The sequence below is a fragment of the Variovorax boronicumulans genome (assembly GCF_019352895.1).
Lineage (GTDB): Bacteria > Pseudomonadota > Gammaproteobacteria > Burkholderiales > Burkholderiaceae_C > Variovorax > Variovorax boronicumulans_A.
The window spans coordinates 226,186-248,357 of sequence record NZ_JAAAFX010000004.1 but is presented as its reverse complement, the minus strand read 5'-3'; the positions used below and the strand labels follow the sequence as shown (position 1 = coordinate 248,357).

Below are 22,172 nucleotides of genomic sequence, written 5' to 3'. Positions count from 1 at the left end.
TCTGGAGTAAAAAAAAAGGGACGCCGGATGGCGTCCCTTGTCGTTTCAGCGGCCGTCCGCGCTCAGCCGCGGGCCGGAATCCCCAGGCCCTTGACCACCGCCGGCCGGGCCACGAAGGCCTCGAGCACGCGGTTCACGTTGGGGAAGTCCTCGAAGCCCACCAGTTCGCGCGCCTCGTAGAAGCCGATCAGGTTTCGCACCCAGGGGAAGGTAGCGATGTCGGCGATGCTGTAGTCGGTGCCCAGGAGCCAGTCGCGGCCGGCCAGGCGTTGTTCCAGCACGCCGAGCAGCCGCTTCGATTCGGCCACGTAGCGGTCGCGCGGGCGCTTGTCCTCGTAGGCCTTGCCGGCGAACTTGTGGAAGAAGCCGAGCTGGCCGAACATCGGACCGATCCCGCCCACCTGGAACATCACCCACTGCAGCGCTTCGTAGCGGCCGGCGGCGTCCGTCGGCATGAAGCGGCCGGTCTTCTCCGCCAGATAGAACAGGATCGCACCGGACTCGAACAAGGCCAGCGGCTGGCCGCCGGGCCCGTTGGGATCGATGATCGCGGGGATCTTGTTGTTCGGGTTCAGCGAGAGGAAGGCCGGCGACAGCTGGTCGTTGGTCTCGAAGCTCACCAGGTGCGGCTCGTAGGGCAGGCCCAGTTCCTCCAGCAGGATCGAGACCTTCACGCCGTTGGGCGTGGGCAGCGAGTAGAGCTGCAGGCGCTCGGGGTGCTGGGCGGGCCACTTCTGCGTGATGGGGAAGGTGGAGAGGTCGATGGTCATGGTGTGCGCTCGGGGCGAAGAGGACGAGAAGGAGAAGGAGAGGGGGCAGGATGCAGCCGCCGAGGCTGCCGCCGTTCTTGAATTCTGCACGGCGGCCAGGATTTCGTCCGGCCTCGGGTTTTCTCCGGACCGCAGCCGCCGGAGCGGTTCCTCCGCGTGGGCGGGCGCCTTACCATCGCGGTGCATGCAGGCGCGCATTGCCTGCAGGAGGCCCCATGAAACATCCGGACGAGGCGCCGACCGTGTCGGCATCGGAACGCATCTCGCAACGCATCGAGGAACTCGGCGACTGGCGCGGCGCGACGCTGGCCCGCATGCGCCGGCTCATCCACGACGCCGACCCCGCGGTCGTCGAGGAGTGGAAGTGGCGGGGCACGCCGGTGTGGTCGCACGGCGGCATCCTCTGCACCGGGGAGTCGTACCAGAAGGTGGTGAAGCTCACCTTCGCCAAGGGGGCCTCGCTCGAGGACCCCGCGCAGCTGTTCAATGCGAGCCTCGACGGCAACGTGCGCCGCGCGATCGACATCGCGGAAGGCGAGGAAGTCGATGCGGCGGCCTTCCGGGCGCTCATCGGTGCGGCGGTGGCGCTCAATGCGGCCCCCCGCAAAGCGAAACCATCGAAGTAGGCGCGCTCGCCGGGCGCACACGCCGCGCCCTCGGGGCCGGCCGCGACCGGTGCCGGAGGCCGACGGACGTCGCCGTGCTTTTCCTCGAGCCTCCGCCGTGCAATGGCTCAGTCGGAAAGCGATTTCTTGGCTCTACCGCGACCTTGGCCCGCTGCCTAGAGTCGCTGCATGACTGAAGCCAAGCCCCCACTCTTCTCCGAACCGAGCAGCGCCACCCTGCGCCATGCCGAGACCGACGCCGAACTGCGGGCCTGCTGGCCCGTGATGCAGCAGCTGCGCCCGCATCTCGAAGAAGGCGCCGACGACTTCATCGCGCGCGTGCGCCGCATGCAGCGCGACAGCTACCGCCTGCTCGCCGTATGGCAGGGCGACACCGCGCTGGCGCTGGCCGGCTACCGGCTGCAAGAGAACCTGGTCTATGGCGGCCGTTTCCTCTACGTCGACGACCTGGTGACCGACGAAGCGGCGCGCGGCACGCAATGGGGCGCACGCCTGATCGAGGCCACCACGCGCATCGCGGACGAGGCCGGCTGCGTCCGCTTCGTGCTCGACACCGGCCTGTCGAACGCGCTGGCCCAGCGCTTCTATTTCCGCCAGGGCCTGCTGACCGAGGCGATCCGCTTCGGCCGCACGCTGGGCACGGCCGGAGCCGCGGCATGAAGAAGATCCTCCACATCGTCTGCAGCCCGCGCGCCGAGGGCTCCTACAGCACGCGTTTCTCTTCGCGGATCGTCGAGCGCCTGATGGCGAGCCACCCCGAGGCCGAGGTGCTCGTGCGCGACCTCGCCAGCGTGCCGCTGCCGCAGGTCGACAGCGACTACGCCTACACCCTCGCCGGTGCCCGGCCCGACGTGGCGGCGCCGGGCTCGCTGGCGCGCTCCGACCACCTGATCGCCGAGCTCGAACAGGCCGACGCCGTCGTGATCGGCACGCCGATGCACAACTACACCGTGCCGTCCTCGCTCAAGGCCTGGATCGACCACGTGCTGCGCATCGGCCGCACTTTCGTGCCCACGCCCGAAGGCAAGCAGGGGCTGCTGCCCGACCGTCCGGTGTACGTGGCGGTGGCCTCGGGTGGCCTCTACCTGGGCGAGCACGCGCGCCAGCCGGATTTCCTCACGCCCTATCTGAAGGCTGCGCTGGGCACGGTCGGTTTGCGGACCCTGCATTTCTTTGCGCTGCAGGGGATGGTGCGGGGGGAGGAGGCTGTGGCGGCAGAGTGGCGCGGTGCCATGGCCTTGCTGGAGCGGCAGCTGCCTTTACGGGCGATCGCGCTGGCGGATTGAGAGGCGAGTGCTCCGCGCATTGGCCCGTGAGCTCTTCGGATGTCAGTTGGACGTGCCGAGTTCTTCCAGAAGGGCGCTGGCCTGCGCGAGCAACAAGGGCAGCGAGGTCTGCACCACTGTCCAGACCGTGCTGATGTCGACGCTTGCATAGCCGTGAATGAGCTGATTGCGAAATGCCACGATCTTCGGCAGGCCGGATATGCGCGCAGCCAGAGGCGCATCCGCCTTGGCCAACTGAGCCAATGCCTCGCCGATGATTTCGAACTTGCGTTCGACGGCTGCTTGAGCCATCGCGTTGCCGGCGTAAGCCGATGAATCCATGCCGGCGGTGAAGGTCTGAATCAGTTGGGCTTATTCCTGCACATCCCACAGAAATGCGCGTGGATCACGCTGCATAGACGGACTCGCGGCTGCGGTTGATGCTGGCCAGCACGAAGGGATTGCGGATGGCACCGGGCTCGACCAGGTCGACGCCACGTCCCAGTAGCTTCTCCAGATCCGCCTTGGCGCCAAAGAAGGCGTCCAGGCCCACGGCCGTGCCGGGTGCGAACTCCACCAGAAAATCTGCATCGCTGTGGGCCGCATCGAAGTCATCGGCACGCGCTGCGGAGCCAAAGATGTCGAGTCGACGAATCCGATAACGCTGGCAGATGGCGGAGATGCCTGCTCGGTGTCTGGCGATGGCGGGGTGCATGGCGCAAGTTTAGTGCGCCGAACCTGACGTCGGTGACACGGCCGCAAGGCACGTGTCACCGCATGGCGTTCACTTCCCCCAGCCGTCCCGCATCCCCGCCGCGCGATTGAACACGCGCGCGCCGCTGGCGCTGGCCTTCGAGTCGACGACGAAGTAGCCGTGCCGCTCGAACTGGAAGCCCGCGCCACCCGCCTCGGCGCCGGCCAGCGAGGGCTCGACGAAGGCAGCGATGGTGCTCAGGCTGTTCTTGTTGAGCTCTTCCAGCAGTTCGCCGCTGCCCGGCTTCTCGGCCGCGAACAGGCGGTCGTACAGGCGCACCTCGGCCGGCACCGCATCGGCAACGGCGACCCAGGTGATGTTGCCCTTGACCTTGACCGCGTCGGCGCCCGGCGTGCCGCTCTTGGTGTCGTGCACCAGCGTGGCCTGGATTTCGAGCAGCTTGCCGCCGGCATCGCGCGTGGCGCCGGTGCATTCGATGGTGTGGCCGTACTTCAGGCGCACCTTGTTGCCCGGGAACAGGCGGAAGAAGCCCTTGGGCTGCACGTCCTCGTAGTCGGTGCGCTCGACCCAGACCTCGCGGCCGATCTTGAAGTGGCGCAGGCCGGCGTCGGCGTCGCGCGGGTTCAGGGGCGCGGTGCAGTCGTCGAGCACCTGGTCGCCGCCCATGAGTTCGCCCCAGTTGGTGATCACCAGCTTGACCGGGTCGAGCACCGCCATGGCACGCGGGGCGATCGGGTCCAGCGTGTCGCGCAGCGCGGCCTCGAGGCTCGCGTAGTCGATCCAGCCGCCGGACTTGGTCACGCCGCTGCGTTCGCAGAACAGCTTCAGGGCTTCCGGCGTGTAGCCGCGGCGGCGCAGGCCGGCCAGCGTGGGCATGCGCGGGTCGGCCCAGCCGTCGACATGGCCTTCCTCGACCAGCTGGCGCAACTTGCGCTTGCTGGTGATGACGTGGGTCACGTTGAGGCGCGCGAACTCGTACTGGCGCGGGTGCGGGCTGGCGATCAGGCCGCCTTCGGCCAGGCGGTCGAGCAGCCAGTCGTAGAAGGGGCGCTGGTCCTCGAATTCCAGCGTGCAGATCGAGTGCGTGATCTGCTCGAGCGCGTCCTCGATGGGATGCGCGAAGGTGTACATCGGGTAGATGCACCAGGTGTCGCCGGTGTTGTGGTGCGTGGCCCGGCGGATGCGGTAGAGCGCCGGGTCGCGCATGTTGATGTTGGGGCTCGCCATGTCGATCTTCGCGCGCAGCACCGCGGCGCCGTCCGCGAGCTGGCCGTCGCGCATGGCGCGGAAGCGCGCCAGGTTCTCGGCCGGCGTGCGGCTGCGGAAGGGGCTGTCGGTGCCGGGCGTGACGAAGTCGCCGCGGTTCGCGCGCATCTCGTCGGGCGTCTGCTCGTCGACATAGGCCAGGCCGGCTTCGATCAGGTACTCGGCGGCGCGGTACATGAAGTCGAAGTAGTTGCTGGCGAAGTACTCGTGGGGCTGGAGCGTGCCGGGCGCGCTGGGGCGGTCGGCCAGGTAGGTTTCGTAGCCCAGCCATTGCACGGCGTCGCGGATCGAGTCGACGTATTCCTGCTCTTCCTTCTCAGGATTGGTATCGTCGAAGCGCAGGTGGCACACGCCGCCGTATTCCTTGGCCATCTCGAAATTGAGCCAGATGCTCTTGGCGTGGCCGATGTGCAGGTAGCCGTTGGGCTCGGGCGGGAAGCGCATGCGCACCTGGGCCGGGTCGGCCATGCCCTGGGCATGGTGGGCGGCGTCGCCGGGCGAACCGCCCCATTGGCGCTGGGCATAGGTCTTCTGCTCAAGGTCGTTTTCGATGACATGGCGCAGGAAATTGCTGGGGGCCGCGGGCGTTTTGTTGCCGCTTTTGTCTACAGGGGAGGTCATGGGTTCATTCTAGGCGGCGGGTCCGGGCGTTACCTTTGGGTACGAACTTCACAGGGCTGGGTGAACCTGATTCACAACTGCCGCGTTCAATACAGGCATGGGCGGTTTTCGCCCCGTCGATAATGTGGCGATCTCGCCCACGACCGAGTTTTCACAGGAGTTCCGTCATGAGCCTCACACGTTCTACCTTCTTCAAATGGGCCGCCGCCGGTGCGGTGGCCGCTGCCGCGCTGTTCGGCGCCTCGGCCGCCAGCGCCCGTGGCGACGTCAGCTGGTCCATCGGCATCAACACGCCGGGCGTGGTGTTCGGCGCTGCCGCACCCACGTACTACGTGCCGCCACCGACCTACTACGCGCCGCCGCCGACCTATTACGCACCGCCGCCGGTGTATTACCGGCCGGCTCCGGTCTATTACGCACCGCCGCCGGTGTATTACCGTCCGGCGCCTGGCTACTACCGGCCGGGCCCGGGCTACTACCGCCACGACCACGGTCGTCGCGACTGGCGCTGAGCTGAGGCGCAAGGGGCGCGCCCATCGCGCGCCCTGAGCCCTTTGCCTTCACGAGCCGGCCTGGCGGCCGGCTTTTTCATGGGCCTCACATGGCGCGGAACAGGTGGGCGTAGAGCCGGCTCACCGGGATGTTCTCGCTGCGCCCGCGCAAGGTGAGCGAGAGCTTGCCGGCGTCGTCGCGGTGCACCGAGGCGATCGCGTCGGTGCGCACGGCGACCGCGCGGTGCACCTGGCGGAAGGCGTTGGCGTCGAGTTGCGGCAGCAACTGCTTGAGGGGCGTGCGGATCAGGTACTCGCGCGTCGCAGTGAGCACGCGCACGTACTTGTCGGCGGCCTCGAAGTACTGGACCTCGTCGATCGGCACCATGTGCAGCGTCGCGCCCGAGGAACCGGCCTCGCTGGCGGTGATGAACTTGAGCGGCGTCTCGGCCGGGCCGCCGGCCACGTTCAGCAGCTTGCGCCACTGCGCCAGCGTGCTGGCCAGCACGTCGTCGCCGGCCACGACCGTCGAACGGCGCAAGACCATGCTTTTCTTCAGGCGCGCCACGGTCCGCTTGAGCCGCTCGGGCTGGACCGGTTTGAGGACGTAGTCGATGGCCTGCGCGTCGAAGGCGCGCGTCGCGTACTCGTCGTAGGCGGTCACGAACACCAGTTCCGGAAGCGGGGCCTCGTCGGTCGGCCACTGGTCGGCGAGTTCGTCGGCCGCGGCCAGGCCGTCGAGGCCGGGCATGCGGATGTCGAGGAACAGGATCTGCGGCAGCAGGCGCAGCGCTTCGCGCACCGCACTGAGGCCGTCGCCGACCCGCGCGATGACCTGCAGTTCGGGCCAGGCCAGGGCCAGTTCGGCCTGGAGGGCTTGCGCCAGCAGGGGCTCGTCTTCGGCGATCAGCGCGGTGGGGTTCATGGCGTCAGGGGAAAGGAGATGCTTGCGCAGGTTCCACCCTCGCGCAAGGGGGTCAGCTTCAAGGCGGCGGTGTCGCCGTGCAGGGTCGCCAGCCGTTCCCGGACCTGCGTCAGGCCGAAACCGCCGCCCTCCGAAGGGGCTTCGTCCGGCGCTTGGCCCTGGCCGGTGTCGCAGACGTCGAGCACCAACCGCCCGCCTTCGTGCCGCGCGCGCACGGTGATCTCGCCGCCTTCGACCTGCGGCTCCAGGCCGTGCCGGATGGCGTTCTCCACCAGCGGCTGCAGCAGCAGCGGCGGCACGGGCACGTCGCGCAGGTCGTCGGGCAGGTCGAGGGTGTAGCGCAGCCGCGGGCCCATGCGCACGGCCATCAGCTCGAGGTAGTCGCCCAGCCGGTCGAACTCGGCCGCCAGCGGGTGCGACAGCGCGCGCGAGCCCGACAGGGTCACGCGCAGGTAGCTGTTGAGCCGGTCGAGCATGGTCACGGCGCGCGGCGGGTCGAGCGTGATCAGCACCCGCAGGTTGGCCAGCGTGTTGAAGAGCATGTGCGGCTCGAGCTGCGTCTCGAGCAGCTTGAGCCGGGCCTCGGTGGCCGCGCGCTGGGCCAGGTCGATCTGGCCTTGCAGGTGCTTGCTCTTGCCCAGGCTGTAGAAATAGAAGCACATGCCGACGGTGGCGGTGATCGTGATGACGATCGCGGTGGCCAGCTTGTGGCCGGCGAAGTCCAGGAAGTCGAAGGTCGGCGCGCCGACCCAGGCGTCGCCGATCAGGTTGCCGCCCAGGAAGCCCAGCGTCACGCCGACGACCACCACCACATAGCCTCTGGCGCCAAACGGCCACCGGATGGCGCGGCCCCGTGTGAGCAGCAGCCGGCAGCCGTCGATGAACAACCAGCTGATGGTGCCTATCGCCAGCGAATAGACCAGGTGATCGGCCCAGCCGCCGCCTTTGGTGAGGGTCAGCGCGCTGGCGATCAGGCAGCAGAAGACGGCGGTGATCAGGCCATGCCGCAGCATGTCCCGGAGGTCTTCGCCAGGGACCGGCGAAGGCGGCGTGGGCGTGGGCGGGAGCGGCGCCAGGCTCATCCGCGATCCCTGGCGCGCAGCGCGCGGCGTTCGCGTTCCAGCAGCCGGTCGTAGAGGCCGCCGCCCGGCGCGAGCAGCCAGACCACCGCGCCGTGGGCCAGCAGGCCCAGGCCCCAGCCCATCAGCGGATAGACCGCCCAGGTGTGGCCGTTGGCGGCCGACAGCGTGACCAGGCCCAGGTTGACCAGCACGTAGACGAAGGCGTGGATGTACCAGCCCATCTTGGCGCCGGCGCGGCGGCGGGCGGCGCGTTCGATGTCGGGACGGGCGGGGTTCAAAGCGGTGTGGACCATGGCGATGCTCCTCAGCATAAGGGGTCAGGAACGGGGGATGGCACGCGGCACGACGCCGCCGGTGCGCTGCATGTAGGCGCGGTACGCGTCGCCGAAGGACTCGAGCATCATTTGCTCCTCACGCGGCGTGCGGATCCGATAGAGCAGGCCGACTGCCAGCAGCGCGCCCCAGCCGGCGATCCAGTTGTCCAGCAGCAGCGCTTGAGCCAGGGCCATCGCGAAGAACGACGCATACATGGGATGCCGTATGCGGCCGTAGACGCCGCGAGTGACCAGGGCGTGGTCCCGGTCCAGCTCAAGCGTCACCGACCAGTTGACGCCCAGGTCCGCGTGCGAGCGCCAGAACAGCCACAGTGCGCCTGCGAGCAGGGGGGCGCCGAACCAGGTCAGGGCTGGCGGCCGTGCGTAGTGGGCCGTGTCGAGCCACGGCGTCAGCATCAGCACGGCGGGGAGGCCGACCTGACAGGCGCCGACGAGCACGACCAGCAGGCGGTCGCGCAGGTCGGCGTGGCTGACCGCCTTGTGCCCCGACGCGGCCCGGCGCTGGAACACGGCGCGGATCACGAGGTAGACGGCGGTGCCGGCGGCAAATATCAGGTGGGCGGGTTGGAAGATCATGGGAGGCGTTTTCAGGTGTCTGGACTCAGCTGCGCTCGATGCCCAGCCCGGTTTCGAGCGGTGCGTCAGTGGGCAGGGCCTCGTGCGGGCTCGCCGCGCGTTGCCGCAGTTCCTCCGTCGTCTCGCCCGGGCCCTCGGGCCGCCAGCCCGGCGGCTGGACCAGGTAGCCCAGGAAGGCGCGCACCGAGCGCGCCGACGCCAGGTCGCGCCACAGTGCGCGCCATTGCGAGAACTCGATCTCCAGCAGGTTGTGCGAGGTGATCGGCTGCACCAGCCCGTAGCGGCAGGGCAGGTCGGCGCGCTCGGGGATGTAGGTGCCGAACAGGCGGTCGAACACGATCAGCACGCCGCCGTAGTTGCCGTCGAGGTACTCGAGGTTCGAGGCGTGGTGCACGCGGTGCGCCGAGGCCGTGTTGAACACCCATTCGAGCGGCCCGAGGCGCGGGATCCACGTCGCGTGGATCCAGAACTGGTAGAGCAGGTTCAGCGTGAACATCAGCAGCACCACGCGCGGCGGCATGCCCAGCAGGGGCGCCAGCATGAAGAAGGCCAGCGTGCCGGTGAGCTTGCCGGTCCAGCCGAAGCGGTAGGCGGCCGACAGGTTGAGCTGGTTGGGCGAATGGTGGATGGCATGGGTGCACCAGAACCAGCGCACCCGGTGCGCCGACCGGTGGTACCAGTAGTAGCAGAACTCCTGGCCGATGAAGCAGGCGGCCCAGCCGGTCCAGTGGTCCATCGGCAGCGTGAGCAGGCGGTGGGCGTAGAACCAGTCCATGGCGCCGGTCCAGAAGGCCAGCGGCAGCAGCCAGCGCAGCGGGTACTCGCGCACCAGGAAGTCGACCACCGAGATGGCGGACGCCTTCCAGTCGTAGCTGCGCCAGCCATGGCGCCAGGACAGCACCAGGGCCTCGGCGATCGAGGCCACCAGCACCACGGTGATGGCCAGCTTGAGGATCAGCAAGAGCACGCTCATGGCACTTCCTGGCAGTGGGACGGTGGCGGGATTGTCAGGCCGTGCGGGCGCCGGCGGTGATCGAATCGGTCGCGATGGCCAGCTTCCACAGGCGCACGGCGCGGGCCGCGAAGACGCCGGTGAAGGCGCCGTAGAGCATGGGCAGCAGCACGGCGAAGGTGGCCTGCTGCTTCAGCTCGGGGTGCATGGCCAGGGCGATGGCCACCAGGTACTTGGTCAGGAAGATGCCCATCATGAGCATCAGCGGCACGGGGCTGCCGGCCAGGTGGAAACGGCGCGCCGCCGCGTCGTAGCGGGTGGTGGCGGGCAGCGGACGTTGCAGCAGCAGGGCCAGCATCGCGGCCACGGCCACCGCCCAGCCGAGCAGCGCACCGACGGCGTCGCCGAAGGCCGAGACCACGCCGTAGAGCGACAGGGCGCCCATGACGAGGGGCATCAAGGTGACGCGGTTCAGGCCCACGCTGTTGGTGAGCATCTGCTTCGCGCCGAGCCAGATGAGCAGCGCGAAGACGGCGAACACCCACTTGGGGGTATGGAGGATGATTTGCATCAGCATGATGGCACTCCGTGGAAGGTTGGGACGGTGGAATGGAGGGGCGGGGAAGCGATGGGGTGGACTGTGCCGGGAAGCGCCTGCGCCCGCCACCGGCATGCGACGGAACGACGGGGGGCGGCGCGACCGGTGGTTCCGCGGCGCCAGATGCGCTCGGAGGCGGCAGGGCGTGGCGGCGGTCCGGCGCTTTACCCACCGTTTACGGACAGGCAGAGCAAGCGTCGCAATCCACGGCCGGGCGCAGGCTACGATTCGATGCAAATTTCCGCGCGTCGGTCCGACCGGCGGCTCTCTTCAGGACTCTCCATGGACAACCGTCCCGCCGAAGCACCCCCATCCCCCCCGGCCACCGAAGTACCGCCGCGCCCGCGGCGGCGCTGGCTCGGCGGCACGATCGCCCTGCTGGTGCTGGCGGCGCTGATCGGCACCGCCTGGTATCTGGTCAACCGGCCGCCGGCCGACGCCGCGCCCGGGGGGCGGCCAGGCGGCGGCGCGCGCGGACCGGGTGGGCCCGGGGGCCCGCGGGCCGGCGGCGGTGGTTCCGGGCCGCTGGTGACCGTGGGCATGGCGGTGGCCAAGCGCGCCGACATCCCGGTCTATCTCGATGCGCTGGGCACGGTCACGCCGGTCACGACCATCACGCTGCGCCCGCAGGTCTCGGGCGTCATGACCGACGTGCTGTTCACCGAAGGCCAGACCGTCAAGAAGGGCGACGTGCTGGCCCGCATCGACCCGCGCCCCTATGAACAGGCGCTGATGCAGGCCCAGGGCACGCGCGTGCGCGACGAGGCGCAGCTCGAGGCGGCGCGGGTCACGCTCGCGCGTTTCCGCACGCTGCTGGGCCAGGACTCCATCGCCCGCCAGGACGTCGACACCCAGGCCGCGCTGGTCAAGCAGCTCGAAGGCACGGTGACCACCGACAAGGCGGCCGAGGGCGCGGCGCGGCTCAACCTCGAGTACACCCGCGTGACCTCGCCGGTCAGCGGCCGCGTCGGCCTGCGCACGGTCGACCCCGGCAACTACGTGGCGGGCGGCGCCACCACCGGCATCGCCGTGATCACGCAGATGACGCCCATCGACGTGCAGTTCTCGGTACCGCAGGACCGCGTGCCCGACATCGAGCGCCGCGTGGCGCAGGGCGCGAAGCTCAGCGTGACGGCGCTCGACCGCACCAAGGCCAGCACGCTGGACACCGGCGTCTTCTCCACGCTCGACAACGTGGTCGACGTGCAGACCGGCACGGTCAAGGCCAAGGCCCGCTTCGGCAACGCGGGCAGCACGCTGTTCCCGAGCCAGTTCGTCAACGTGCAGCTGCTGCTGCGCACGGTCGAGGGCGCCGTGGTGGTGCCGGTCACGGCGCTGCGCACCGCGGGCACCGGCAACTACGTGTACGTGATCAACGAGGACCGCACGGTGTCGATGCGCAACGTGAAGCGCGGCGAGTCGACGGTCGAGTCGGTGGTCATCACCGAGGGCCTCAAGGACGGCGAGCGCGTGGTGACCGAGGGCGGCGACCGCCTGAAGGACGGCACCACCGTGCAGCTGCCCACCGACGCACCGGCCGCGCCGCGTGCGCGCGGCGGCGCCTCGGGCGCGCGCCATGGCGCCTCGGGGCCGCGCGGCGGTGCCTCCGGCCCGCGCCGCCGCCCGGAATGAGGACGCGCCAGCCATGAGTCCGTCGCGCCCCTTCATCGAGCGGCCGGTCGCTACCGCGCTGCTCATGCTCGCCATCGTGCTCGCGGGCTTCGTCGGCTTCCGCTTCCTGCCGCTGTCGGCGCTGCCGCAGGTCGACTACCCGACGATCCAGGTGCAGACGCTCTACCCGGGCGCGAGCCCCGAGGTCATGAGCCGCACCGTGACGGCGCCGCTGGAGCGCCAGTTCGGCCAGATGTCGGGCCTGAACCGCATGAGCTCGACCAGCGCCTCGGGCGTGTCGATCATCACGCTGCAATTCGGCCTGGCCGAGACGCTGGACGTGGCCGAGCAGGAGGTGCAGGCCGCCATCAACGCCAGCAATTCGCTGCTGCCGGCCGACCTGCCCGCGCCGCCGGTGTATGCCAAGGTCAACCCGGCCGACGCGCCGGTGCTCACGCTCGCGATCAGCTCGGGCACCATGCCGCTGACCGAGGTGCAGAACATCGTCAACACGCGGCTGGCGCAGAAGATCAGCCAGGTCTCGGGCGTGGGCCTGGTCACGCTCTCGGGCGGCCAGCGGCCGGCCGTGCGCATCCAGGCCGACACCAAGGCGCTGGCCTCGTACGGCATCGGCCTCGACACGCTGCGCACCGCCATCTCGGCGGCCAACTCCAACAGCGCCAAGGGCAGCTTCGACGGCCCCAAGCGCTCGTACAGCATCAACGCCAACGACCAGCTGGTTACGGCCAAGGACTACCTCGACCTGATCGTGGCCTTCCGCAACGGCGCGCCGGTGCGCATGTCCGACGTGGCGGGCGTGGTCGACAGCGCCGAGAACACGCGGCTCGGCGCCTGGTCGGGCATCGACGGGCAGCTCACGCCCAGCATCATCCTGAACGTGCAGCGCCAGCCCGGCGCCAACGTGATCGCCACGGTCGATGCGATCAAGCGCCAGCTGCCCGAGCTGCAGGCCGGCCTGCCGCCCACGCTGGACGTGCGCGTGCTGAGCGACCGCACCACCGGCATCCGCGCTTCGGTCAAGCACGTCGAGATCGAGCTGGTGCTGGCGGTGGTGATGGTGGTGCTGGTGATCTTCTTCTTCCTGCACAGCTGGCGCGCCACGCTGATCGCCAGCCTGTCGGTGCCGATCTCGCTGATCGGCACCTGCGGCGTGATGTACCTGATGGGCTACAGCCTCAACAACCTGAGCCTGATGGCGCTGACCATCGCGACCGGCTTCGTGGTCGACGACGCGATCGTGATGATCGAGAACATCGCGCGCTACCTGGAGGAGGGCGAGGCGCCGTTCGCCGCCGCCATCAAGGGCGCGACGCAGATCGGCTTCACCATCATCTCGCTCACGGTCTCGCTGATCGCGGTGCTGATCCCGCTGCTGTTCATGGGCGACGTGGTGGGGCGGCTGTTCCGCGAGTTCGCGGTCACGCTGGCGATCACCATCCTGATCTCGGCCGTGGTCTCGCTCACGCTGGTGCCGATGATGTCGGCGCGCATGCTGAAGAGCGAGCCGCACAACGCCACGCGCGGGCTGGCCGGCAAGGTGCAGGCCTTCTTCGACCGCGTGATCGCGCGCTACGACCTGATGCTGCAATGGGTGTTCCGCCGCCAGGGCCTGACGCTGGTCGTGGCGCTGGCCACGCTGGCGCTCACGGTGCTGCTCTACGTGTTCATTCCCAAGGGCCTGTTCCCGACGCAGGACACCGGGCAGCTGCAGGGCCGCATCGAGGCCGCGCAGGACGTGTCCTATGCGCGCATGGCCGAGCTGCAGCAGGCGGCCGCGCGCGCCGTGCTGGCCGACCCCGAGGTGGAGAGCCTGAGCTCCTTCACCGGCGTGGACGCGGCCAACAACACCATGCTCAACACCGGCCGCATGCTGATCAACCTCAAGGCCGACCGCGGTTCGCAGGAGGCCACGATGAACCGGCTGCGCGAGCGGGTGGCGCAGGTGGCGGGCGTGAAGCTGTACCTGCAGCCCACGCAGGACCTGACCATCGACGCCGAGACCGGCCCGACCGAGTACCGCTTCTCGATCGAGGGCGTGGACTCGGCCACGGTCACCGAATGGGTCAACAAGCTGCGCACGCGGCTGCAGGACGTGAAGCAGGTGCGCAACGTGACCAGCGACGCCGGCGCGCAGGGCCTGTCGGCCTACGTCGACATCGACCGTGCCACCGCCTCGCGGCTGGCGGTCACGGCCAGCGCGGTCGACGACGTGCTCTACAGCGCCTTCGGCCAGCGCATCGTCTCGACCATCTTCACCGAGACCAACCAGTACCGCGTGATCCTCGAGGCCAAGGTCGATTCGATCGAGACCCCGCAGCAGCTGGGCACGTTGAACCTCACGACCGGTTCGGGCGCGCCGACCTCGCTGGCCTCCATCGCCACCATCCGCGAGCAGCTCGCGCCGCTGCAGATCACGCACGTGGCGCAGTACCCGGCCGCGACGGTGGGCTTCGACACCGCCGACGGCGTGTCGCTGGGCCGCGCGGTCGACGCGATCCGCCAGGCCGCCAAGGACATCGGCCTGCCGACCGGCGTGACCATGACCTTCCTGGGCGCCTCGGGCGCCTACGAGAAGTCGCTGTCGAACCAGCTCTGGCTGATCCTGGCGGCGGTGGTCTGCGTCTACATCGTGCTGGGCGTGCTCTACGAGAGCTACATCCATCCGCTGACCATCCTGTCGACCTTGCCCTCGGCCGGCGTGGGTGCCTTGCTGGCGCTGATGGTCACGGGCAACGACCTCGGGGTGATCGGGATCATCGGCATCATCCTGTTGATCGGCATCGTCAAGAAGAACGCGATCATGATGATCGACTTCGCGATCGAGGCCGAGCGGCAGCAGGGCAAGACCGCCCTCGAGGCGATCCACCAGGCCGCGCTGCTGCGCTTCCGCCCGATCCTGATGACCACGCTGGCCGCGCTGTTCGCCGCGGTGCCGCTGATGCTGGGCTTCGGCGAAGGCGCCGAACTGCGCCGGCCGCTGGGCCTGGCGATCTTCGGCGGGCTGATCGTGAGCCAGGTGCTGACCCTGTTCACCACGCCCGTGATCTACCTGGCCTTCGACCGGCTGGGTCGGCGCTTCGGCAGGCGGCGTGAAGAGGTGATCGCGTGAGGTGCATTGCCGATGCGTCCCATGGCGGGGGCGCCCGGCAGGCGGCGCGGGCCGCACGATCCCGCCGTGCCGGCCGCTTCGCGGCTGCCCTGCGGTGCTCGCGTCATCGGCTGCGTCGCAGAACTCGCTGCGTTCACTTCGTTCACTGCGCTCAAACAGCTGCGACGGGTCAGATCACGAAGCGCGCTGCGCGCGCAGCCGATGGCGCTGCGCGCCTCGGCGGCCCGGAGGGCTCGCGCAACCCGCACCGCCTGCCGGGCTCGGGGGTGCGCGGCATGAGTGCTCCCCTGCATCCGCTCCCTCCCCCCCTGGGGGAGGGCTGGGGTGGGGGCCCGCGGCCTGAGCCACGGGGCGCGTGGCTGCCCCCATCCCCGCCTTCCCCCAGAGGGGGAAGGCGCAAGACAGAGGAGATGGCATGAACCTCTCCAAACCCTTCGTCGAGCGCCCGATCGCCACCATCCTGCTGACCATCGGCATCGCGCTCGCGGGCATCGCGGCCTTCTTCGTGCTGCCGGTGTCGCCGCTGCCCAAGGTCGACTTCCCCATCATCTCGGTCAGCGCCTCGATGGCCGGCGCGAGCCCCGACACCATGGCCAGCAGCGTGGCCACGCCGCTCGAGCGGCGGCTGGGCACCATCGCGGGCGTCAACGAGATGACCTCGAACAGCTCGACCGGCTCGGCCCGCGTCACGCTGCAGTTCGACCTCGACCGCAACATCGACGGCGCGGCGCGCGAGGTGCAGGCGGCGATCAACGCCGCGCGCGTCGACCTGCCGGCCTCGCTGCGCAGCAACCCGACCTACCGCAAGGCCAACCCGGCGTCGGCGCCGGTGGTGATCCTGGCGCTGACCTCCAAGACCAAGACGCCGGGCCAGATCTACGACGCGGTGTCCAACATCGTGAGCCAGCGCCTGTCGCAGGTCGAGGGCGTGGGCGATGTCGAGATCGGCGGCGGCTCGCTGCCGGCGGTGCGGGTCGAGCTGCTGCCCTTCGCGCTCAACCGCTACGGCATCAGCACCGAGGACGTGCGCGCCGCCATCCAGGCCACCAATGCCAACCGGCCCAAGGGCGCGATCGAAGGCGAGGGCCGGCGGCTGCAGATCTACACGCCCTCGCCGGCGCGCAAGGCCAGCGAGTACCGCTCGATGATCGTGGCCTGGCGCAACGGCGCGGCGGTGCGGCTGTCGGACGTGGCCAACGTGATCGACGGCGTCGAGAACCGGCGCACGCTGGGGCTGTTCAACGGCGAGCCCGCGATCATCGTGCTGATCACGCGCGAGCCCAGCGCCAACATCATCGAGACGGTCGACCGCGTGCGCGCGCTGATCCCCGAGTTGCGCGCGCAGCTGCCGCAGGACATCGACGTACAGGTGGCGTCGGACAGCACCAACTCGATCCGCGCCTCGCTCAAGGAGATCGAGCTCACGCTGGTGGTCTCGATCGTGCTGGTGGTGCTGGTGGTCGGGCTGTTCCTGCGCAAGGCACGCGCCACCATCGTGCCGGCCGTGGCGACCGTGGTGTCGCTGCTGGGCACCTTCGGCGTGATGTACCTGCTGGGCTTCAGCCTCAACAACCTGAGCCTGATGGCGCTGACCGTGGCCACCGGCTTCGTGGTCGACGACGCCATCGTGGTGCTCGAGAACACCATGCGCCACATCGAGGCCGGCATGGGCCGCGTCGAGGCCGCGCTGCGCGGCGCGCGCGAGGTCGGCTTCACGGTGCTGTCGATCAGCCTGTCGCTGGTGGCGGTGTTCATCCCGCTGCTGTTCATGGACGGGCAGGTGGGCCGGCTGTTCCGAGAGTTCGCGATCACGCTGTCGGCCGCGGTGCTGATCTCGCTGGTGATCTCGCTGACCACCACGCCCATGATGTGCGCGCTGCTGCTGCGCCCCGAGCCCAAGCTCGAAGGCCCGCCGCGCCGGCCGTCGTGGCCCGCGCGCTGGGCGGAGCGCGGCTACGACCGCGTGCTGCGCGGCTACGAGCACTCGCTCGACTGGGCGCTGGCGAGCAAGGGGCTGGTGATCTTCATCCTGCTGGCCGTGGTCGGGCTCAACGTCTACCTGTTCGCCAAGGTGCCCAAGGGCTTCTTCCCGCAGACCGACAACGGCCAGCTCAACGGCGGCCTGCGCGCCGACCAGAGCATCTCGTCGGAGGCGCTTGGCAACAAGCTGCGCGAGGCGGTCGACATCATCCGCAAGGACCCGGCGGTCGACACCGTGGTCGGCTTCTCGGGCGGCAGCCGCGCGGGCGGCGGCTTCATGTTCGTCAACCTCAAGCCGGTGGGCGAACGCCAGGTGAGCAGCCAGGCCGTGATCACGCGCCTGCGCCCGCAGCTCGACAAGCTCACCGGCCTGCGCGTGTTCCTGGGCCAGGTGCAGGACCTGCGCGGCGGCGGGCGCTCGAGCAACTCGACCTACCAGTACACGCTCAAGGCCGACAACATCGCCGACCTGCGCCTGTGGATCGGCAAGCTGGCCGACCGGCTCAAGCAGGAGACGGCGCTGACCGACATCGACAGCGACCAGTCGGACAACGGCGTCGAGACCTATGTCACAGTCGACCGCGAGACGGCCTCGCGCATGGGCATCACCTCGAGCAGCATCGACAGCGCGCTCTACAACGCCTTCGGCCAGCGCTCGGTCGCGACCATCTACGACGAGCTCAACCAGTACGCGGTGATCATGGAGTGGTCGCCGAAGTTCATGCAGGGCCCGGTGGCGCTCAAGGACCTGTACGTGCCGGCCTCGGCCGTCACGGCGAGCGGCGTGTCGGTGACGACCACCTCCGCCAACCCGGGCCAGCGCGGCGCGTCGACCGGTTCGCCGCTGAGCACCAGCGTCACCACCATGGTGCCGCTCAGCGTGATCTCGAAGCTGTCCGAGCGTGCGATCCCGACCTCGATCTCGCACGACGGCGGCGAGCTGTCGAGCACCATCTCCTTCAACCTCGAGACCGGCGCCACGCTGGGCCAGGCGCAGGCGATCATCGACCAGGCCACGGCCGACATCGCGATGCCGATCAACGTGCGCGGCAGCTTCGGCGGCACGGCCGCCACCTTCCAGCAGTCGCAGGGCCAGCAGCTGTTCCTGGTGCTGGCGGCGCTGGTGGTGATCTACATCGTGCTGGGCGTGCTCTACGAGAGCCTGATCCATCCGATCACCGTGCTGACCACGCTGCCCTCGGCCGGCGTGGGCGCGGTGCTGGCGCTGATGGTGCTGCGCATGGAGTTCTCGCTGATCGCGCTGATCGGCGTGTTCCTGCTGATCGGCATCGTCAAGAAGAACGCCATCCTGATCATCGACTTCGCGCTCGATGCCGAACGCGCGCGCGGCCTGAGTGCGACCGAGGCGGTGCGCGAGGCCTGCATGCTGCGCTTCCGTCCGATCCTCATGACCACGCTGGCCGCGGCGCTGGGCGCGCTGCCGCTGGCCATCGGCTTCGGCCAGGGCGCCGAGCTGCGCCAGCCGCTGGGCGTGGCCATCGTCGGCGGCCTGATCGCGAGCCAGCTGCTGACGCTGCTGACCACGCCGGTGGTCTATGTGCTGATGGACAAGCTGCGCCGCCGCTCCCCCAATGAACGCCATCTGGCCCGGCCCGATGCGGCCACCACCGCGGCCTGAAGAGAAGAAAACGACCTGACATGACCTCCCGACGCTTCCTGTCCACCCTGACCGTGCTGGCCGCCGCGGCCGCGCTCAGCGCCTGCGCGGTCGGGCCACGCTACGAACGCCCGGCGCTGGACGCCCCGAGCGCCTGGAAGGAGGCGCCGGCGGCCGAAGGCTGGCTCCCTGCGGCCCCGGCCGATGCGCTGGAACGCGGCCCGTGGTGGCAGCTGTTCGGCGACGCCGAGCTGAACGCCCTGGCCGATCGGGTGCAGGTGTCCAACCAGAACATCGCCGCGGCCGTGGCCAGCTATGCGCAGGCGAGCGCGCTGGTGCGCCAGCAGCGCGCCGGGCTGCTGCCCAGCGTGTCGCTGACGGGCGGCGCCTCGCGCAACGGCAACCGCGACGCCGGCACGGCCAGCGGCAGCGCCAACGCGACGCTGGGCGCCGACTGGGCGCCCGACGTCTGGGGCCGGCTCGGCCAGGCGGTGGACAGCGCGCAGGCGCAGGCCCAGGCCAGCGAAGCCGATCTCGCGTCGGCCCGGCTCTCGGCGTTGGGCACGCTGGCCAGCAACTACTTCTCGCTGCGCGAGGCCGATGCCGAGCTGGCGCTGCTGGCCGAAACGCTGGACGGCTACGAACGCGCACTGACCATCGCGCGCAACCGCTACGAGGCCGGCATCGCGGCGCAGAGCGATGTGCTGCAGGCCCAGACCACGCTGGTCAACACGCGCGCCGAGCGCGTCGCGCTGCAGCGCACGCGCGACACGCTGGAGCATGCGATCGCGGTGCTGGTGGGCGCGGCGCCGGCCGACTTCCGCATCCCGGTGGCCGCCACCTGGACGCCGACCGTGCCTTCGGTGCCGCTGGGCGTGCCCTCGACCTTGCTGCAGCGCCGGCCCGACATCGCGTCGGCCGAGCGCGCCGTGGCCGCGGCCAATGCGCAGATCGGCGTCGAGCGCGCGGCCTACTACCCGAGCCTGAGCCTGAGCGCATCGCTGGGCCGTTCGTCGAGCCGCGTGTCGGACCTGTTCAGCGCCTCGAACACGCTGTGGGCGCTGGGCCTGTCAGCCGCGCAGGTGATCTTCGACGGTGGCGCCATCGACGCACGTGTCGATTCGGCCAAGGCCGCGCGCGAGGCGGCGGTGGCGCGCTACCGCCAGACCGTGCTCACCGCCTTCCAGGGCGTCGAGGACCAGCTCACCGCCACCGCCAGCCTGGCCCAGCAGGAGGCGCTGCGCCGCGAGGCCTCGGCCGCGGCCGACCTGACCGAGCAGCAGCTGCTCAACCGCTACCGCGCGGGGCAGGTCAGCTACACCGACGTGGTCACGGCCCAGGCCTCGGCGCTGAGCGCGCGCCGCACCGTGCTGCAGTTGCAGGTCAACCGGCAGAACGCGGCTGTCACGCTCATCCAGGGACTCGGCGGCGGGTGGACCGCACCGGATTGAGGGTTACTCCGGCACGGGCAATAACAGCAGTTATCTACAATATGGACACCCATCCACATTATGGACAGATGAAATGCCCGTCGACGACCACGACCCCAACCCCAAGACGCCCTACCAGTACCCGAACCCGCCGGACGCGCTGCCCGAGATAGTGATCAACCACGCGATCCCGCAGGACGAGCGCCTGTGGGTGCCGCAGGCCGAGAACGTGTGGTTCCGGCCGCTGTGCCTCAACGCGAGCCAGGGCTACTGGATGAACCTGCTGCGGGTGCGCAAGTCGGGCGTGCTGAGCCGCCATCGCCACCCGCAGGCGGTGCACGGCTTCGTGCTCAAGGGCCGCTGGCGCTACCTCGAGCACGACTGGGAAGCCACCGAGGGCAGCTACGTGTTCGAGCCGCCGGGCGAGACCCACACGCTCTACGTGCCGGAAGACGTCGAGGAAATGATCACCTACTTCCAGGTCAACGGTGTCATGTACTACACCGACCCCTGGGGCAAGGGCATCGGCTACGAGGACGTGTTCACCAAGATCGACATGTGCCGCAAGCACTTCGAGGCCGTGGGCCTGGGCGCGGACTTCACCAAGCAGTTCATCCGATGAGCCAGGGCTACGGCACCGCGCGCTACGACTTCGCGGGCAGCGTGGCGATCGTCACCGGCGGCGCGAGCGGCATCGGCGCCGAGGTGGCGAGCCGGCTGCGCGAGAGCGGGGCGCGGGTGGCGCTGTGGGACGTGGCCGAGAGCGTCGACGCCGAGGCCTGGCAGGTCGACGTGAGCGATCGCGCGGGCGTGGACAACGCTGCGCAGGAAGTGCTGGCGCGCTTCGGGCGCATCGACTTCCTGGTCAACAGCGCGGGCTTCACCGGGCCGACCCTGCCGCTGGAGGACTACGACCCCGCGCTCTGGGCGCGCATCGTCGAGGTCAACCTGGTCGGCACCTTCCACGTCTGCCGCGCGGTGGTGCCCACCATGCGCGCCGCGGGCGCGGGCCGCATCGTCAACATCGCCTCGCTGGCCGGCAAGGAGGGCACGGCCAACGCCTCGGCCTACAGCGCGGCCAAGGCCGGCGTGCTGGCGCTGACCAAGTCGCTGGGCAAGGAGCTCGCGACCACCGGCATCCTGGTGAACGCCATCGCGCCGGCCGCGGTGCGCACGCCGATCCTGTCGCAGATGTCGATCGCGCATGTGCAGGCCATGGTCGACAAGAGCCCGATGGCGCGGCTGGGCGAGCCCTTCGAGGTCGCCGAGATGGTGGCCTGGCTGTGCTCGGGCTCCTGCAGCTTCAGCACCGGCGCGGTGTTCGACCTGTCGGGCGGCCGCGCGACCTATTGATCCCGACTCTCTTTTTCTTTTTCTCATGACCTATCAGGCAGATCTCTTCAAGGGCAAGCGCGCGCTGGTGTCGGGCGCGACGCAGGGCATCGGCGCCGTCATCGCCAACCACCTGGCCGCGCTGGGCGCGCAGGTCACGGCCATCGGCCTGGGCAACGGCGACGGCACGCTGCACGCGGCGGTCGAAGTCAAGCAGGCCGACGTGACCTCGGCCGAGAGCGTCGAGGCGGCGCTCGCGCCCATCGAGCGGCTCGACATCGTCTTCAACTGCGCGGGCATCATCCAGCGCGGCGCCGAGCACGACCTCGAAGTCTTCGAGCGCGTGCTGGCGGTGAACCTCACCGGCACCATGCGCGTGTGCGGCGCGACGCGCGCGCGGCTCAAGGCCAGCGGCGGCTGCATCGTCAACACGGCCTCGATGCTGAGCTTCTTCGGCGGCGGGCTGGTGCCGGGCTATGCGGCCAGCAAGGGCGGCGTGGCCCAGCTCACCAAGTCGCTGGCCATCGCCTATGCGGCCGACGGCATCCGCGTGAACGCAGTGGCACCGGGCTGGATCGCGACGCCGCTCACGCAGGCGCTGCAGGACGACCCGGCCCGCGCCGGCCCGATCCTCGCGCGCACGCCGCTGGGCCGCTGGGGCACGCCCGACGACGTGGCGCGCGCGGCGGTATTCCTCTGCACGCCAGCCGCGGCCTTCATGACCGGCGTGATCCTGCCGGTCGACGGCGGCTACATGGTGGCCTGAGCGCACGAATGAACCTGCTGCGCACCCCGATCCCGCACCTGCGGTCCTCACCGCACGGGAGTGCGGCTCCGGTCCTCGATGCG

Annotated in this window: 21 protein-coding genes; 11 read left to right on the top strand and 10 right to left on the bottom strand. The window is 69.7% G+C overall.

What is annotated here, in order from left to right; genetic code table 11:
• Positions 1–62 precede the first annotated feature (62 nt).
• A complete protein-coding gene (locus K0H49_RS02840) occupies positions 63–770 on the bottom strand; it encodes a glutathione S-transferase N-terminal domain-containing protein (protein ID WP_219209632.1) in 708 nt (235 codons plus the stop codon).
• Positions 771–985: 215 nt separating this feature from the next.
• Here K0H49_RS02840 and K0H49_RS02835 point away from each other — a divergent pair, with 215 nt between their 5' ends.
• The 3 genes from K0H49_RS02835 (at position 986) to K0H49_RS02825 (ending at position 2,682) form a co-directional block, all read left to right on the top strand.
• Entirely contained in the window at positions 986–1,396 is a 411-nt protein-coding gene (locus K0H49_RS02835; RefSeq protein WP_257624569.1) for a DUF1801 domain-containing protein, read from the top strand.
• 168 nt (positions 1,397–1,564) lie between these two features.
• Complete coding sequence (locus tag K0H49_RS02830) at positions 1,565–2,056, top strand: GNAT family N-acetyltransferase (RefSeq protein ID WP_219209630.1); 492 nt, start codon at positions 1,565–1,567, stop codon at positions 2,054–2,056.
• Positions 2,053–2,682, top strand: a complete 630-nt coding sequence (locus K0H49_RS02825) for an FMN-dependent NADH-azoreductase (protein WP_219209629.1) — start codon at positions 2,053–2,055, stop codon at positions 2,680–2,682. Before K0H49_RS02830 ends, K0H49_RS02825 begins: the two co-directional genes overlap by 4 nt.
• Before the next feature lie 42 nt (positions 2,683–2,724).
• On the opposite strand, the gene K0H49_RS02820 is transcribed toward K0H49_RS02825, so the two are convergent.
• From K0H49_RS02820 to K0H49_RS02810, 3 genes are all read right to left on the bottom strand, one after another.
• On the bottom strand, positions 2,725–3,024 hold the full coding sequence (locus K0H49_RS02820; protein ID WP_374122346.1) for a HepT-like ribonuclease domain-containing protein: 300 nt from the start codon (positions 3,022–3,024) through the stop codon (positions 2,725–2,727).
• 43 nt (positions 3,025–3,067) lie between these two features.
• Entirely contained in the window at positions 3,068–3,376 is a 309-nt protein-coding gene (locus tag K0H49_RS02815; protein ID WP_219209627.1) for a nucleotidyltransferase family protein, read from the bottom strand.
• Positions 3,377–3,445: 69 nt separating this feature from the next.
• Positions 3,446–5,263 (bottom strand): glutamine--tRNA ligase/YqeY domain fusion protein, encoded by a 1,818-nt coding sequence (locus K0H49_RS02810; RefSeq protein ID WP_219209626.1) that lies wholly within the window; start codon positions 5,261–5,263, stop codon positions 3,446–3,448.
• 167 nt (positions 5,264–5,430) lie between these two features.
• On the opposite strand from K0H49_RS02810, the gene K0H49_RS02805 reads away from it, so the two are divergent.
• Positions 5,431–5,775, top strand: coding sequence for a hypothetical protein (locus K0H49_RS02805; RefSeq protein ID WP_219209625.1), 345 nt, complete (start codon positions 5,431–5,433; stop codon positions 5,773–5,775).
• An 85-nt stretch (positions 5,776–5,860) separates the two neighbouring features.
• Here the strand turns inward: K0H49_RS02805 and K0H49_RS02800 are convergent, their stop codons facing one another.
• From K0H49_RS02800 to K0H49_RS02775, 6 genes are all read right to left on the bottom strand, one after another.
• Positions 5,861–6,679: a LytR/AlgR family response regulator transcription factor gene (locus K0H49_RS02800; protein ID WP_219209624.1), complete on the bottom strand. Its 819-nt coding sequence runs from the start codon at positions 6,677–6,679 to the stop codon at positions 5,861–5,863.
• The gene (locus tag K0H49_RS02795) at positions 6,676–7,692 is read right to left on the bottom strand and encodes a sensor histidine kinase (protein WP_219209623.1); all 1,017 of its coding nucleotides are present in this window, start codon (positions 7,690–7,692) and stop codon (positions 6,676–6,678) included. The genes K0H49_RS02800 and K0H49_RS02795 overlap by 4 nt, the downstream gene beginning before the upstream one ends.
• A gap of 65 nt (positions 7,693–7,757) precedes the next feature.
• The gene (locus tag K0H49_RS02790; RefSeq protein ID WP_219209622.1) at positions 7,758–8,054 is read right to left on the bottom strand and encodes a 2TM domain-containing protein; all 297 of its coding nucleotides are present in this window, start codon (positions 8,052–8,054) and stop codon (positions 7,758–7,760) included.
• A 24-nt stretch (positions 8,055–8,078) separates the two neighbouring features.
• Positions 8,079–8,672, bottom strand: a complete 594-nt coding sequence (locus K0H49_RS02785) for a protein-S-isoprenylcysteine O-methyltransferase (protein WP_219209621.1) — start codon at positions 8,670–8,672, stop codon at positions 8,079–8,081.
• 25 nt (positions 8,673–8,697) lie between these two features.
• Positions 8,698–9,645, bottom strand: a complete 948-nt coding sequence (locus K0H49_RS02780) for a sterol desaturase family protein (protein WP_257624568.1) — start codon at positions 9,643–9,645, stop codon at positions 8,698–8,700.
• Between the two features lie 34 nt (positions 9,646–9,679).
• Complete coding sequence (locus tag K0H49_RS02775) at positions 9,680–10,201, bottom strand: DUF6622 family protein (RefSeq protein WP_219209620.1); 522 nt, start codon at positions 10,199–10,201, stop codon at positions 9,680–9,682.
• 303 nt (positions 10,202–10,504) lie between these two features.
• Between K0H49_RS02775 and K0H49_RS02770 the strand changes: the two genes are divergently transcribed.
• The 7 genes from K0H49_RS02770 to K0H49_RS02740 all read left to right on the top strand — a co-directional run bounded on the left by K0H49_RS02770 (position 10,505) and on the right by K0H49_RS02740 (position 22,089).
• Positions 10,505–11,854, top strand: coding sequence for an efflux RND transporter periplasmic adaptor subunit (locus tag K0H49_RS02770; RefSeq protein ID WP_219209619.1), 1,350 nt, complete (start codon positions 10,505–10,507; stop codon positions 11,852–11,854).
• A gap of 13 nt (positions 11,855–11,867) precedes the next feature.
• Positions 11,868–14,963, top strand: a complete 3,096-nt coding sequence (locus tag K0H49_RS02765; protein WP_219209618.1) for an efflux RND transporter permease subunit — start codon at positions 11,868–11,870, stop codon at positions 14,961–14,963.
• Positions 14,964–15,378: 415 nt separating this feature from the next.
• Positions 15,379–18,582: an efflux RND transporter permease subunit gene (locus K0H49_RS02760; protein WP_219209617.1), complete on the top strand. Its 3,204-nt coding sequence runs from the start codon at positions 15,379–15,381 to the stop codon at positions 18,580–18,582.
• A gap of 20 nt (positions 18,583–18,602) precedes the next feature.
• Positions 18,603–20,012 carry an efflux transporter outer membrane subunit gene (locus K0H49_RS02755; protein ID WP_219209616.1) on the top strand — a complete coding sequence of 470 codons (1,410 nt, stop codon included), beginning with the start codon at positions 18,603–18,605 and terminating at the stop codon, positions 20,010–20,012.
• Positions 20,013–20,085: 73 nt separating this feature from the next.
• Positions 20,086–20,613, top strand: coding sequence for a 2,4'-dihydroxyacetophenone dioxygenase family protein (locus tag K0H49_RS02750; RefSeq protein WP_219209615.1), 528 nt, complete (start codon positions 20,086–20,088; stop codon positions 20,611–20,613).
• Positions 20,610–21,344, top strand: coding sequence for an SDR family NAD(P)-dependent oxidoreductase (locus tag K0H49_RS02745; protein ID WP_219209614.1), 735 nt, complete (start codon positions 20,610–20,612; stop codon positions 21,342–21,344). Before K0H49_RS02750 ends, K0H49_RS02745 begins: the two co-directional genes overlap by 4 nt.
• A 25-nt stretch (positions 21,345–21,369) precedes the next feature.
• Positions 21,370–22,089, top strand: coding sequence for an SDR family NAD(P)-dependent oxidoreductase (locus K0H49_RS02740; RefSeq protein WP_219209613.1), 720 nt, complete (start codon positions 21,370–21,372; stop codon positions 22,087–22,089).
• Positions 22,090–22,172 lie beyond the last annotated feature (83 nt).